The sequence below is a fragment of the Carboxylicivirga marina genome (assembly GCF_016612505.1).
Classification (GTDB): domain Bacteria; phylum Bacteroidota; class Bacteroidia; order Bacteroidales; family Marinilabiliaceae; genus Carboxylicivirga; species Carboxylicivirga marina.
Genome location: NZ_JAENRR010000017.1, coordinates 75,102 through 89,068 on the forward strand (window position 1 = coordinate 75,102; position 13,967 = coordinate 89,068).

12 protein-coding genes and 3 tRNA genes are annotated in these 13,967 nt (G+C 36.7%); 3 read left to right on the top strand and 12 right to left on the bottom strand.

The window, feature by feature from the left end; translation table 11 throughout:
• Positions 1 to 29 precede the first annotated feature (29 nt).
• The 9 genes from JIV24_RS09295 to JIV24_RS09335 all read right to left on the bottom strand — a co-directional run bounded on the left by JIV24_RS09295 (position 30) and on the right by JIV24_RS09335 (position 9,552).
• Complete coding sequence (locus tag JIV24_RS09295; RefSeq protein ID WP_200464760.1) at positions 30 to 2,609, bottom strand: right-handed parallel beta-helix repeat-containing protein; 2,580 nt, start codon at positions 2,607 to 2,609, stop codon at positions 30 to 32.
• Positions 2,610 to 3,141: 532 nt separating this feature from the next.
• Complete coding sequence (locus tag JIV24_RS09300) at positions 3,142 to 4,377, bottom strand: site-specific integrase (protein ID WP_200464761.1); 1,236 nt, start codon at positions 4,375 to 4,377, stop codon at positions 3,142 to 3,144.
• A 396-nt stretch (positions 4,378 to 4,773) separates the two neighbouring features.
• Positions 4,774 to 4,848, bottom strand: a tRNA-Pro gene (locus JIV24_RS09305).
• Between the two features lie 67 nt (positions 4,849 to 4,915).
• Positions 4,916 to 4,990: transfer RNA gene (locus JIV24_RS09310), tRNA-Pro, on the bottom strand.
• Positions 4,991 to 5,012: 22 nt separating this feature from the next.
• Positions 5,013 to 5,099: transfer RNA gene (locus JIV24_RS09315), tRNA-Ser, on the bottom strand.
• Between the two features lie 212 nt (positions 5,100 to 5,311).
• Positions 5,312 to 6,292, bottom strand: a complete 981-nt coding sequence (gene floA, locus JIV24_RS09320; RefSeq protein WP_200464762.1) for a flotillin-like protein FloA — start codon at positions 6,290 to 6,292, stop codon at positions 5,312 to 5,314.
• 4 nt (positions 6,293 to 6,296) lie between these two features.
• Positions 6,297 to 6,764, bottom strand: a complete 468-nt coding sequence (locus tag JIV24_RS09325) for an NfeD family protein (protein WP_200464763.1) — start codon at positions 6,762 to 6,764, stop codon at positions 6,297 to 6,299.
• Positions 6,765 to 6,768: 4 nt separating this feature from the next.
• Positions 6,769 to 7,044 (bottom strand): ATP-dependent Clp protease adaptor ClpS, encoded by a 276-nt coding sequence (locus tag JIV24_RS09330; RefSeq protein ID WP_200464764.1) that lies wholly within the window; start codon positions 7,042 to 7,044, stop codon positions 6,769 to 6,771.
• Between the two features lie 51 nt (positions 7,045 to 7,095).
• Complete coding sequence (locus JIV24_RS09335; protein WP_200464765.1) at positions 7,096 to 9,552, bottom strand: SPOR domain-containing protein; 2,457 nt, start codon at positions 9,550 to 9,552, stop codon at positions 7,096 to 7,098.
• A gap of 287 nt (positions 9,553 to 9,839) precedes the next feature.
• On the opposite strand from JIV24_RS09335, the gene bcp reads away from it, so the two are divergent.
• Positions 9,840 to 10,298: a thioredoxin-dependent thiol peroxidase gene (gene bcp / locus JIV24_RS09340; protein WP_234445769.1), complete on the top strand. Its 459-nt coding sequence runs from the start codon at positions 9,840 to 9,842 to the stop codon at positions 10,296 to 10,298.
• Between the two features lie 41 nt (positions 10,299 to 10,339).
• A complete protein-coding gene (gene recA, locus JIV24_RS09345; protein ID WP_200464766.1) occupies positions 10,340 to 11,368 on the top strand; it encodes a recombinase RecA in 1,029 nt (342 codons plus the stop codon).
• Positions 11,369 to 11,420: 52 nt separating this feature from the next.
• Here recA and JIV24_RS09350 read toward each other — a convergent pair whose 3' ends face one another.
• Together JIV24_RS09350 and JIV24_RS09355 are read right to left on the bottom strand one after the other, a co-directional pair.
• Positions 11,421 to 11,885: a hypothetical protein gene (locus JIV24_RS09350; protein ID WP_200464767.1), complete on the bottom strand. Its 465-nt coding sequence runs from the start codon at positions 11,883 to 11,885 to the stop codon at positions 11,421 to 11,423.
• 54 nt (positions 11,886 to 11,939) lie between these two features.
• Entirely contained in the window at positions 11,940 to 12,299 is a 360-nt protein-coding gene (locus JIV24_RS09355) for a hypothetical protein (protein WP_200464768.1), read from the bottom strand.
• A 149-nt stretch (positions 12,300 to 12,448) separates the two neighbouring features.
• Here JIV24_RS09355 and JIV24_RS09360 point away from each other — a divergent pair, with 149 nt between their 5' ends.
• Complete coding sequence (locus JIV24_RS09360; RefSeq protein WP_200464769.1) at positions 12,449 to 13,603, top strand: metallophosphoesterase; 1,155 nt, start codon at positions 12,449 to 12,451, stop codon at positions 13,601 to 13,603.
• A gap of 1 nt (position 13,604) precedes the next feature.
• On the opposite strand, the gene JIV24_RS09365 is transcribed toward JIV24_RS09360, so the two are convergent.
• Positions 13,605 to 13,967 (bottom strand): hypothetical protein (locus tag JIV24_RS09365; protein ID WP_234445770.1); only part of this gene is annotated, 363 nt, incomplete at its 5' end.

A 13,967-nucleotide genomic window follows, 5' to 3' on the forward strand; every position in this document is an offset into this window, starting at 1 on the left:
TTTTTGTATCAGAAACTTTGCAATCAATACTAATATTGTTTTTTTACTTCTTCTATCTTAATTAGCTCATCCAACGTACAAACTGTTTGAGCATTCTCAACCAAATATTCAATACTCTCCTTCATCACATCACGGTTAAACTTCTCCAGGTGCTTACGTTTTTTCTCATCCAGATTATCAGCTTTTAATGCTTTTTGCATGGCTGGGTACCACTTGTAATTGTCAAATCCGCTCCAGAAGGTATTGTATATACGATGCAACTCCTTCTCTTTCTCATCTCCCAGGTTTAATGCCAACACAGCCTTTGGCAAAGTCGTCACCTCACGATATTTGGCCTCTTTCACCTCAGCTTTTACATTACTTCTGTCAACCTTATCACCTATCCCACCAAAGCTCCACACATCACCTTTTATGGTCGTCCCTCCTACTTTCACATCAACACGCCAGTAGTAAACAGATGTTGCGTCCATCTTTTTGGGTTGAAACCATGACACTGCCTGACTGCCTGAATATTCGCCTGACTTTTTATTGGCTTTGCTTACTGCCGCTTTATCCCTTCCTAAATAAACCTCATAGCTATCAGCGCTTAAAGCTTCTTTCCAAAACAGTGTTAAATCGCTTTTAATATTTTTGGCACCATCAAAGGGTATGGGCACTGTTGCTTTCGACAAGCGAACACCTGGAATCCAATACTCATCAGCATCGATAGTATATGGCCCTGCACATTGTGTATTATTCAAGGGTCTGAAATCACCATTATCCGGATCACGTAATACTTTTGCTACATCTCCTTCATGATTATCTCTGTAATCACCAGGACAAGCATATCCTTTTCTTTTACTGAAATGACCGCCAATGGATCCAGCCACATTACAAGTAATTACTGATTGACTATTATTACTACCCATCATCAAAGGACGAGGCACTCCAATATCATACATCCCTTCATTGGAATCGAATGAGATGTTGTTCGTTATAGTATGATGGTTTCCTTTCGCTTTAATACTTCCTGTTCGCCACACAACATTACGATCGATGGTTCCATTCTCACCCCATTCAACATAGATGGTATTAAAGCCACGCGAGTCAAAACGGATACCTGATTTTTTCATATCATGCACCCAGTTGTAACGAACAATAGTCTGATCAATAACGTTGGTACCCACGTTAATACCTGAACCATCGTGCTGCAACAAGCTAAGGTTATAAATGTGGTTGTATTCTGCCAAATTCGCATGACCTAAACGCACACCTTCGCTGTTTCCCCCCGTATGAACCGTATTGTGTCTGAAAATAAAACGCTCTGTTCCTGACGCATCCAATGTTCCTGACGAGCCTGTTCCCAAACATGTCCAATCTATATCATGGAAGTAGCAATTCTCAACCCGGTCTTCAACGCCCTTTATCTTAAATCCAGGACCATCAGCATATTCAAATGAACAGTTGTAAATAACATTGGCCGACACGAATCCTTTTGTCTTCATTGACTTGTTATTACTTATAAAACCAGTAACATCAGGTTCACGATAGTCATTGACAGCTAGCTTGTGACATGAAGGATACATAAATTTTCCGTTTTCAACAGTCACATTTTGTGCATCGATAAACGAAAAAGTTGTTGCGTAGAAATCAATCCCACTAACAGTAACGTGTGATACATTTTTTCCTTTCAGGTTATAAGAGCGACGCTTTCCTTTGAACACAAAATCAGATGGTTTATCTCCGTCTTTCAGATAAACATAAACACATTTCGCCTGATCGTCATAAAACCATTCATTTGGTGCATCCAGAGCCATTAATCCAACCAAATAGAAGTGTCCTTGATTCTTTTTAGCTTCAAAAAACGAACGTCGTCGAAGAATGGATGGACCGTTTGGCTCTGGCTTTTTGCCTGGGCGGCTAAAATCCTTACTATATTTAAACGTTCCACTACCAGCAGAATGCTCTATAACAGGTTGAGCCCACGATAACCAGGAACCAATATTCATAACAGCTGTGGCACCGGTAAAATCAATTCCCGTTTCGGCCAAGGATTGCATATTCACACCTTCTTTTACTTCAAAAGCAGATGCTCCTTCATCATCGTTATGTTTGTAATCAGCTGCAATTGGTCTTTCATCTACCATGGTTCCGAACTCACTGGCTTTTGCTTGATGCCGCCAAGTACTCTTCATATCCCATAATGAACCATCATCGAAGCTTGCATTAGGCCAGCGCGCTAACAACTTTACTTTTTCATCCTGAAACAACTGCCAAATTGGTTCTTCTACTTTGAGTTTATAAATATTATCCGATTGCTTTGTCCATTTACCTTGTAACTCATCACTACCATCAAAAACAACCTTTTCGCCAGGATACGCCATAATCTGAATAGGATTTTTAGCTGTTCCCTGGAGCCCTGACAGGTCAACTTCTACAGTATAAACACCTTCTCTCAGGTAACATGTATCACCTGGCTTAATATTGTCAATAGCTTTATTTATAGTCTGAAATGGCTTTTCGATCGTTCCATTGTTTTTATCACTTCCATCATTGGACACATAGTAATCCTTTGCTATAATTCCAATCGAAGGAAATACAAGTAGAATTGCTAATAAGAGCTTTTTCATCATCATAATTTAATTACAACATTATAACGCAAAATATCGTTTTGCAATAACAGAACACCATTCAAACTTCACAAATGATGAATTAATTCTTGCATCTTTAAAACCAATCCACTATTCCCAGTAAAAAAACTCATACTAAAAGTCTCAATAAAAAGTCCCATCTAACATATGAACTTATAAAACAATACAATACGAACAACTCATTAATATTAGTTAGTAATCGTATTGATTAAATAAACTGCAATCAATAAGGTATTAACGTTTACAAATCCACAATTATTGAGTACTTTTACAAGGAATAAAATCAGAAGTGACTTTATCTATACCTATTAGTTTTATTGCGCTTTAATAGATTGATTTCTAACAATATAAATGACAGAGTGAAATCCTGTCGGTAGCATGCATAAAAGGCATGATTCTATAATATTTTTGAGTCTCATTTATTAGTAGTTATTCCTGTTTAATTACAGAACCTAAATTAATAATTGGTCACATTCCTTAGACTATCACTTTTATATGGTGCAATAATAATTCAATAGCTTCTTTTAGGCAACACTTCTCTTAACCGCTTCATATCCTGACTAAGTTTTGTATCGATAACTCGTGCATATATTTGAGTAGTCGAAATACTTCGGTGTCCTAGAAGCTTTGAAACTGTTTCAATCGGCACACCATTATTCAATGTTATTGTCGTGGCAAAAGTATGCCTAGCCACATGAAAAGTAAGGTTCTTTTCAATTCCGCATACGTCAGCAATCTCCTTTAGGTATGAATTCATTTTCTGATTTGAAAACACCGGAAGTAGCTTACCTGTGATTTTCACTCTAGCATTATTCTTATACTTTTCTAATATTGATTCTGCGTTAGGTAATATCGGAACACGTACTTGTTGGTTATTCTTTATCCGATTTGTTACAATCCATTTTTCCCCATCAATCCCCAGTTGAATATTTTCATTGGACAATGCATACACATCAGAATAGGATAAGCCCGTATAGCAGCTAAAAACAAACAAATCACGAACGTAATCTAAACGAGATATTAAAAATAGTTTATTCTCAATATTTACTAATTCTCGTTGGTTCAAAAATGCAATATCATTTTTAATGAATGATGGTTTAAATTGCATAAACGGGTCTTTTTCTAACCATTCATTTCGCACTGCTAAATTCACAACCTTTTTAAGCCGCTCTATGTGCTTCATTATGGTATTGTGGTTACATGGTTTATCAGGATTAATCGATTCTGATTCCTTCATAAATTTCTCAAATCCAGTTAAAAAACCATACTTTAATTGTGATAAAGAAATATCACGAACGAACAGTATTTTTATGAGATACCTCTTAAAATATTTCTGGGTAGTAAAATAGTTTTTTAGAGTCCCCCAACGCAAGCTTTCTTTCATTTCCTCATTGTGATAATCAAAGAGCTTCATCAAGGTAAATTCAGACTTCTCTATACCTAAGTAAAGATTCTTCACAGTGTCAATCGTGATGACCTCTCTCCTAGCTTGCAACTGATGATAACATTCTATCACATGTCCTTTTATTTGCTCTAATTGTGTATTTAATCGTTTGCTTTCATTTGAATAACCAGCATACGTACTTTTGCCAAAATCCCATTTATTTGCACCTACATAAACTTTCATTGATAACTCTGCACGTTTTCCATTCACTGTTATCCTCAAATAAAGTGGAGCTTCTCCATTTTTACCTTTATTTTTCTTAACAATAAAGCCAACTCCTAGTGTATTTCCTTTCTCTCTCATTTTATTTGGTTTTAGATGGCATATTTTAGACTCTTCATTACAGTATCATAATATACATTTATTACTCATTTAACATTTCAATAATATTTTGACCAAATTCACACAGACTATCAGACAACAACTTACAGAACCTAGGTGACCTACTGGTTAAATAGAAAGTGAGGTCACCTAGTTGGGTCACTTAAAAAATGTTAAAATATATCAAATTGAACCAATTTAAATATTGATACACTGATAGTTACACAACATAAAATATAAAGATAAGAATAATAAGAGGTCACCGAATAGGTCGCGAGAAATATGAATTATATTGCTATTAAACAATATGAGAAAAACGCAAAAAGCCCGTAAATCCTACGATTTACGAGCTTTTAGTCTTAGATAAACTCTAAGTAGTCGGGGTACCAGGATTCGAACCTGGGACCCCCTGGTCCCAAACCAGGTGCGCTAACCGGACTGCGCTACACCCCGAGTAATTCAATATGTAAAATTCATTTTCAAACAAAAGGAGCTTAGTTAAATTAAGTTCCTTTTGTAGTCGGGGTACCAGGATTCGAACCTGGGACCCCCTGGTCCCAAACCAGGTGCGCTAACCGGACTGCGCTACACCCCGAATAATGAATTTCAAAATTTTGCGGAGAGTGGGGGATTCGAACCCCCGGTACGGTTGCCCGTACGTCAGTTTAGCAAACTGGTGGTTTCAGCCACTCACCCAACTCTCCTTTTTCATCCCTTTCTTTAAAGAGAAACAATCGCTCTAGCTCTCCAATCCTGCGCCCCCTTTGCGATTGCGATTGCAAAAGTAGCAAATAGAATTAAACCTCCAAAATTAAAATGAAAAAATTGAACACATTTTATTCGTTCCATTTCGTTCAACTCGCCTAACTAATTATTGGTCAAAAAAAAAGCTACCCTCAGGTAGCTTTAAAAAAAATTAATCTTTTTTCGGAGGCTTACTGCCTGGCTTGGCAATTGAGTCTCTCATGGCCGTATCGGCTTCAATATTTTTATACTTTTGATAATCCATCACTCCCAGATTACCATTCCTAAAAGCATCTGCAAGAGCCTTAGGAACTTCTGCTTCGGCTTCAATTACCTTTGCACGTGCTTCCTGAGCTTTGGCTTTCATTTCCTGCTCTAATGCAACAGCCATCGCTCTTCTTTCTTCAGCTTTAGCTTGTGCAATATTCTTATCTGCATCGGCCTGATCAATTTGTAATCCGGCACCAATATTTTTACCAATATCGATATCAGCAATATCAATTGACAGAATTTCAAATGCTGTACCGGCATCTAATCCTTTTTCTAATACAACTTTTGAGATTGAGTCAGGATTTTCTAATACCGCTTTATGAGATATTGAAGAACCAATAGATGACACGATACCTTCGCCTACACGTGCCAATACAGTTTCCTCTCCTGCTCCACCAACCAATTGTTTGATATTAGCACGAACTGTCACACGAGCCTTCGCAATTAACTGGATACCGTCTTTAGCAACAGCTGCTACCGGAGGAGTATCAATCACCTGCGGATTTACAGACATTTGTACCGCCTCAAATACATCGCGCCCGGCCAGGTCAATAGCTGTAGCCATCTGGAAATTCAACTCAATATTCGCTTTTGCAGCTGATACCAGCGCATGAACAACTCGCTCGACATGACCACCAGCTAAATAATGCGCTTCTAATTCATCACGCTTTATTTCCGATAATCCGGCCTTAGAGGCTTCAATTAATGCCCTTACAATAACACCCGGAGGCACTTTACGAATACGCATTAATACAAGTTGTATTAACGAAATTCGCACCCCTGACACTAAAGCTGAAAACCAAAGTAAGATTGGCACATAATACATGAATAAGAATACAACGACAATGACCGCTGCTATCAAAAAAATAGGACCTAACTCCATTTATTTATATTTTGGGTTTGACAATTATATATGTTTTAAATACTTCTTTAACAACAACAATGGTGTTCTCATCAACAAAATGCCCCGGACATTTCCCTTCAATAACTTCACCGTTAACAATAACTTTACCAATTGGATTTAAACGAGTAACGGCTGTTCCTTCATCACCTACATGAATATTGCTTTCTTCAACAGTTTCCACTTTACCATCAACATTAGTGTGTAACATCAAGCGATTCCATGTTTTAGATCGAAAAGACAATACAAGCATTAAAATACCGGCAAATAAGGTACTAAACAAAGCAATATTGCCATACATACTACCATATCCCTGATATGTTAAAAATACTCCACCTGCTGTAAAAATCAGGCCACCAATCCCGGCGATTGTAACTCCTGGAAAAACAAAAAATTCGAGAATAAAAAGGAATAAACCTAAAAGGATTATTAAAACGATAACAAGTGCTGACATATACTTATTGGATTGTAACTAAAAGACGTTCTTCAGACAGTTGCTCTTTGAGCGCTAATAAATCATCTATATTGCCTGACTTTATTTGACATGAACCAGTATAATGCGTTAAAAAGGCGCACTGCTCTGCCTGTATAGCATCATGTTCACAAATATCACATAGTGCATCAATAACGTGGTCAAAAGAATTTTCATCATCATTATGAAGTGTCAGCGTACGTATTTCGTTACCGTTGCCCTTCATATTATGCTCTTCGCTTCGTTTACCAAATGAAACCATATCTTAAAAGTTTCTATAAATTAACCATATTTTTTTGTGAAAAACTAATTTCTACTCCTTGAGTTCTTCGGTTAAATTAATTTGCTTACCATCTTTAAAAACCACGATAAAGGCACCTGCAAATCCGGCTTCCTGAACCTTTATTATATCCTTTTGTGCTTCAGTATATGATGGATACTTTCCTGCAAAATACTTGGTTAAATCTTTATTCGAAATACCTACTTTTGATATTGGTGGAATTTTGGCAACAGCTTGTGCGTTTGGTTCATTCCTGAATACACCTATTTGAATTTTATAAACCAATTCTGACTCAACCTTCTTAAATGCGTGTTCAACTACTTTGGCCGGCTCTGGCTCAAGTACATCTGCCCCTTGTAATTCCTGATAGGTTTTGGGCACTGTCGCTTTCTTTTCCTGTTTCTGCTGAACCGCACCCTTCTGCATTTCCGAATACTGAATCAAGCCATCTTCTTGAACATTGACGCCTGTGCGTTTGATGGCACCAGATTTTTCGTAACGAATAACATCAAAACCATTAATCGGTGCAATCATATCCATGGCCTCCTTGAAGTATTCTTTGCTTTCACTTTGCATTTCTTGCAAAAATGCTAAATCAGCCGTTGTATTTAATAGTATTGTTTGCTGTAGCTTTTCATCATAAATCTGAAACTTATTGTTTAATGATTCATGGTACAATTTCAAAGCCGTCAACTTCAATTCCTTCGCTTTAAAAACCTGAGATTGAACTGTGAAGTCTTCATTTACACTATCCTTATTGCGAATTACTGAAATAACTGACTCAGATTCAGCCGGTGCATCATTGGCTTCTTCTAACAGCTTAGAAGATTCTAAATTAAGAATATTACCCCACACGTAAAGAGAATCAGCATAATGTAACTGCCCGATCTCATCTTCATTAAAAAGTTGAGCATACATTTTCTCCAACTCATCGAGCCTTCTTTTAAACTCATCATCGGTATAAAAAGTGTATTCATCAGGAATGAAGATATCTTCAAAGTCAATTTCTGATTTCTTTTCTACTTTCACTTGCGTATTCGAATAATAACGCCCAGCGGCAACCAATTCCTTGATTTTATTTTGCTCTTGCACACGAGCCTGATAAAAACTACGTTCAATCTGTTCATCAAGTCCGTACACTTTCTTTTCCATTGATAAGATATCATTAACCAACATGGAGCGTTCAGTTTCTGAATTAGTACGTGCATAAGCGACACGTTTTTGTTTCATCAACATGGATAAGCTATCCTTTTGAAACTCCATGGTTTCCCCTTCAACAAAACGTCGCCTAGCCTCATCACTTTTAAAATGCTTTAATTGGCTATACTCTAAAGTATCAGCTACAACGAAATGAAACTGGGCTTCCGACTCTGATTTCTTTACTTCAACAACACCTCCTTGTGCTGTGCTTGCTAAGCCATTTTCAGAAAGAGATAAACCCGCCACAGATCGAACATCATTTAAATCCTGAACAAAATTACGAACTACCGAATCATCCCACTTAATATTATAAACGATTAATATTGAATCGTTCGTTTCTCTATTGGAAGCAAACCATGCTAATTTGTTAAACTCATCGGCTACAAACAGGTAATCATCTTTGGGTGAATTAAATGGAATACCCATATTAACCGGATTAGCAAATGATTTACTATCGGCATCGTAATTAGCTTTATACAAATCATATCCGCCCAATCCTCCAGGCTTATTGGATGAAAAATAGATGATTGAGCCATCGATTACCACAAATGGGTAACAATCATCTGAATCGGAATTAATACCTGACAAGGCCTTACTTTCACTCCAACCATCAAGCAGTTTTTCCATTTTATGCAGGTTTCGCTGCCCTTCTTTTTTTAATGAAAAATAAACCTCATCACCTCTCTCTGTTTGATAAAGGATGTCGTTAGGATCCAATCCTGATTCAAAAAATTCTTTATTATGAATCACTCTGCCAACATCTTCAGCTGGATGGTAAACACTTAATATATTTTCATTTGGAATCGTATCACGCCTATAAACATCTAAATGATAGACCTTAGCTGCCTGTTGAAGTCCAAATTCACTTTCTATCTTATATTTCTCGGCTTTTTCATTTCTGATGTCAGAGGCTGAAGCGTATTTCAAAAAACGTTCGTACTGCTTTATGGCCTCTTCAAATTGATAACTTAACTGATAAGCACGTCCTAAATAATAATAAGCATCGCGACTTACTCCTTTTAAAGCAGCATACTTCAAACGTTTAACAGCTTGCGAAATATCATTATTGTTTTGAAGCAAGCAAATACCATAGTAGTAGTTGTATTTGGTTTCACGATCATATTTTTTCAATAAGTAACGATAAGCTTCTTCGGCATCAAGGTAATTGCCTTCTTTAAATAAAACGAGTGCTTCTTTGGCTGTATAAGTCTTATTTTGGGCTAAGCTTAACTCAGATAATCCAAGTTGAATTACAAATAGAATTAATGCTATGAACCGTATTTTATGCATCAGGTAGTATGTTTCTGGTGAATTATAAAGTCCCAAAATTAAACATTACAAGAGAATTTACTAATTCACCATTGAAAATTAAAATAAATACGCCTTCCTGTCAAATCCTTCTTCTCTTAAACTATAAATTCATACTTCCACGTTTTTTATGTTTACATAGTACTGATTCGATGACTGTTAATAACTTTTGAACCATGCACAATATTAATCGTTCTTATTTAAATTATATTTGTAAATACGAATAGTGGCAGAACCAACCTGGTCTATTCACCTTAAAATCAATAAAGATGCTTAAAGAAGGAGATAAAGCGCCTGTATTTAAAGGCCTCAATCAAGATGAAAAAGAGATTAGTTTAAATGATTTTTCAGGAAAAAAAATAATCTTATACTTCTACCCAAAGGACAATACACCTGGCTGCACTGCCGAATCATGTAACCTAAGTGAAAGTTATGATGATTTAACCTCCAAAGGATTTGAAGTTATTGGAGTGAGCCCCGACAGTATTGCATCCCATCAAAAGTTTATTACTAAGCATAGCCTTCGCTTTAACCTTATTGCAGATACTGAAAAGGAAATACTGCAGCAGTACGACGCCTGGGGCTTAAAAAAGATGTATGGCCGAGAGTACATGGGCGTATTACGCAAAACCTTCATCATTGATGAGTCAGGTGTGATTATTAAAATATTTGAAAAGGTAAAAACTAAGGACCACACCAACCAAATACTTGGTGAGCTTGAATTATAAGAGACAACCCTAATAAGAAGAAACAGCTTAAAAATAAAATAATGGCAGATAAGAAAGACAATAATGTGAACAAAGAAAAGCTGAAAGCACTTCAGCTAACCATGGAGAAAATCGACAAGACCTATGGTAAAGGAACCATCATGAAAATGGATGATGAGGCAGTTGTAGATATACCAGTCATTCAAACGGGTTCAATTGCTTTAAACATGGCCTTGGGAGTTGGTGGTTTTCCGCGCGGTAGAGTCATTGAGATTTACGGACCAGAATCATCGGGTAAAACAACGCTGGCAATTCATGCCATTGCTGAAGCTCAAAAAGCTGGTGGTATTGCTGCCTTTATTGATGCCGAGCATGCTTTTGACCGCTTTTATGCTGAGAAGTTAGGTGTTGACCTTGAAAATCTGTTGATTTCTCAGCCCGATAATGGTGAGCAAGCACTTGAAATTGCCGACCAATTGATTCGTTCTTCAGCCATTGATATTATTGTTATTGACTCGGTTGCAGCGCTAACTCCGAAAGCTGAAATTGAAGGTGACATGGGTGATTCAAGAATGGGATTACAAGCCAGATTGATGTCGCAAGCACTTAGAAAATTAACATCTACCATTAACAAAACAAATACCACTTGTATCTTCATCAACCAGTTACGAGAAAAAATTGGCGTAATGTTTGGTAACCCTGAAACAACCACAGGTGGTAATGCTCTAAAATTCTATGCTTCTGTTCGTTTGGACATTCGTCGTGTAACACAGATAAAAGATGGTGAAAATGTAGTTGGTAGCCACACTCGTGTGAAGGTGGTTAAAAACAAAGTTGCTCCTCCTTTTAAGAAAGCTGAGTTTGAAATTCGTTACGGCGAAGGAATCTCAAAAGTTGGCGAAATACTTGACATGGGCGTTGAACTGAACATTGTTAAAAAAAGCGGCTCATGGTTTAGCTATGGTGAAACAAAATTAGGACAAGGACGCGAAGCTGTTAAAGAGGTTATTAAAGATAATCCGGAATTAGCAGAAGAGCTTGAAGTAAAAATAATGGATGCAATTAAAACAAATGCATCACAAGGAAAATAAACCAAAAAAGGCGAGCACTCTGCTCGCCTCTATTTTTTATTATCTTTTATCCTTATGGCTCCACTACTTTTAAGGCATAGTGAACATCTACCTTATAATTCTCTGGAAACTTAGGCAGCAATAGCCATTTACGATTTTCAAATACTTTTCCCTGACGCTGAATCTGCGTTGTACCAAATGACGCAAAGTAAATTTCAATACGTTTATTTCTGTCATCACGCAGCACCTCAACCTTCGTTGTTTTAATGGCTGATTTACCATTACGCACATACTGACTGCAAACGACTACACTCTTTTTTACGAAATTGATCTTACCAAAATCAATCGACTCACAATCGGCATTGTATTTTAAAGGTATCTTTTTCAATTCATCCAAACTGTGAGCTACTTCAAAACTATTAATCTGCAAACAGTAACGAGGATCAATATTCAACTCTTTATAAACAACAGGTGTTTGAGCAACAAGATGTCCTCCACAAACAATTGTCAGAAAGAGAATTAAAAGACTTTTTTTCATATCCGCATACTAGATTTGTGTATAAACATACACTTTTCAAATCTAATAGGAAAATTACTCAACAGCCAATTCTTTTCTATATCGTTTTTGTTTTCTGATAAAAAGAATAACAAATAATGTTTTAATGACCACACCTCCTGTCAGTAACCAGGCATACATATGCAAAAGTTGTTCTGTTTTACGCAAGTATACTGCAACAAATATTAAAGCTAAGCCAATTATTAAAAGAGCAATTTCGGAGCCGACTTTAACCAATCCGGAACGAACTCCTAAAATCATATATAGTATTTTTAAGGTACCTCCAACACCAAAACTAATGGCAGCCCAAGGTCCCTCAAGGCCTACTACCTTAAAAATAATACCAAGCAAAATCAATGTTCCGCCAACCATTATTAAATATTTGATTTTATCCATATGTACGTATATTGTTATGTGTTCATTTACCAAACAGCATCCAAAATAAATAGTTCAAACGTAATTTTCCCACTTTTATACAATATTATTTAGTATCTGAATATTCGATGCTTACATTTAAGTCCGAATTATAACAAAACTCAATTCTGATGAAAAACTTTGGATTTCTGATATTCCTTGGCATTATATTAAGTATTCATTTTGCTGTTAATTATTACATATACCATAGAGGTGCACAATGGCTTACTACAATGCCCTCGTTAAAAATAGCTTTCAGCTTTTTGATGCTGGTTTTAGTTATTTCGTACCCAGCCGGAAGATTTCTTGAACGTATTTGGTATTCGCCCGTTTCAAACACCTTACACTGGATAGGTGCATTTTGGTTTGCTGGCATGCTATACTTTACCATCTTAATATTTGCTACTGATCTAGTTCGAATGCTAAATTACTTTTTACATTTCTTACCAAAATCGGGAACCGAAGCATTTAACAACCTTAAACTATATACCGGAATCGGCATTGCCTCTGTAGGAACACTGATTATACTTGGAGGTTTCTTAAATGCCTGGCATCCAAAAATCAACAAATACGACATTGACATTAACAAAATTGTTAAAGGAAAAAAGAATCTAAAGATTGTTGCCGCCTCAGACATTCATCTGGGTACTATTATTGGCCCACGAAAAACCTATAAACTGGTTGAATCAATTAATGCACTCAAGCCCGACATTATTCTTTTTGCAGGCGACGTGGTTGATGAGGATGTTGGTCCCGTTATACGTCAAAATCTGGGCGAAAGTCTCAAAAAACTGTCAGCTCCTTTAGGTATTTACGCCTCAACCGGCAACCACGAATATATTGGAGGAGCCGAGCGATCAGTAAAATATCTCGAAGAACATGGTTTGGTCGTTATCCGCGATAGCTCTTATTTAATTCAGGATAACTTTTACATCATTGGCAGAGAAGACCGTGATAAAAGCCGAATGAGTGGCAGCAGAAAGGAGGTTAACGAATTGACTAGTGCGCTAGATAAATCTAAACCGATGATTATGCTCGACCACCAGCCTTACAATCTTGAAATACCACAAGCTGCAGGAATCGACCTTCAAATATCTGGCCATACACACCATGGACAGTTGTGGCCATTTGGCTATGTAACACAACGCATCTTCGAACTTAGCAAAGGCTACCTTCAAAAAGGTGATAGTCATTTTATAGTCAGTACTGGATTTGGAACCTGGGGTCCGCCTGTTAGAACCGGAAACAGACCAGAAATATTAGAAATCAACTTAAACTTCAAATAGCTTAAGCCGAAATTATTAGAGCGGAGTTTTCAATACTCTGCTCTATCGTTCCCTCATTAATCAATTTCTGAATCTCCTTCAACTCTTTAGTCATTTTAAGTTTATTTGAGGAGTTGGTACAGTACTCAACCATCCCTTCCAATGCCAATACCTGAAGTGACTTAAGCGACTTATCGCTACCTTCTTCAATATAATTCATGGCAAAATAAAATAAATACAAATCCTGCATTACTGCATTATCAACAAACACGTCATTAAGCAATACTTCATTTCCTACTATCTGCTTAAGGTGGGTTCTAAAAATTAGTTTTTTCAATTTTTGACTTGATAAAATCGCAGAACCCTTTAACGAAATTTTCAAATC

Excerpts from the sequence above, each read along its gene's own strand:
- JIV24_RS09295 (WP_200464760.1), bottom strand. The coding sequence starts at position 2,609 with ATGAAAAAGCTCTTATTAGCAATTCTACTTGTATTTCCTTCGATTGGA.
- JIV24_RS09300 (WP_200464761.1), bottom strand. The coding sequence starts at position 4,377 with ATGAGAGAGAAAGGAAATACACTAGGAGTTGGCTTTATTGTTAAGAAA.
- floA (WP_200464762.1), bottom strand. The coding sequence starts at position 6,292 with ATGGAGTTAGGTCCTATTTTTTTGATAGCAGCGGTCATTGTCGTTGTA.
- JIV24_RS09325 (WP_200464763.1), bottom strand. The coding sequence starts at position 6,764 with ATGTCAGCACTTGTTATCGTTTTAATAATCCTTTTAGGTTTATTCCTT.
- JIV24_RS09330 (WP_200464764.1), bottom strand. The coding sequence starts at position 7,044 with ATGGTTTCATTTGGTAAACGAAGCGAAGAGCATAATATGAAGGGCAAC.
- JIV24_RS09335 (WP_200464765.1), bottom strand. The coding sequence starts at position 9,552 with ATGCATAAAATACGGTTCATAGCATTAATTCTATTTGTAATTCAACTT.
- bcp (WP_234445769.1), top strand. The coding sequence starts at position 9,840 with ATGCTTAAAGAAGGAGATAAAGCGCCTGTATTTAAAGGCCTCAATCAA.
- recA (WP_200464766.1), top strand. The coding sequence starts at position 10,340 with ATGGCAGATAAGAAAGACAATAATGTGAACAAAGAAAAGCTGAAAGCA.
- JIV24_RS09350 (WP_200464767.1), bottom strand. The coding sequence starts at position 11,885 with ATGAAAAAAAGTCTTTTAATTCTCTTTCTGACAATTGTTTGTGGAGGA.
- JIV24_RS09355 (WP_200464768.1), bottom strand. The coding sequence starts at position 12,299 with ATGGATAAAATCAAATATTTAATAATGGTTGGCGGAACATTGATTTTG.
- JIV24_RS09360 (WP_200464769.1), top strand. The coding sequence starts at position 12,449 with ATGAAAAACTTTGGATTTCTGATATTCCTTGGCATTATATTAAGTATT.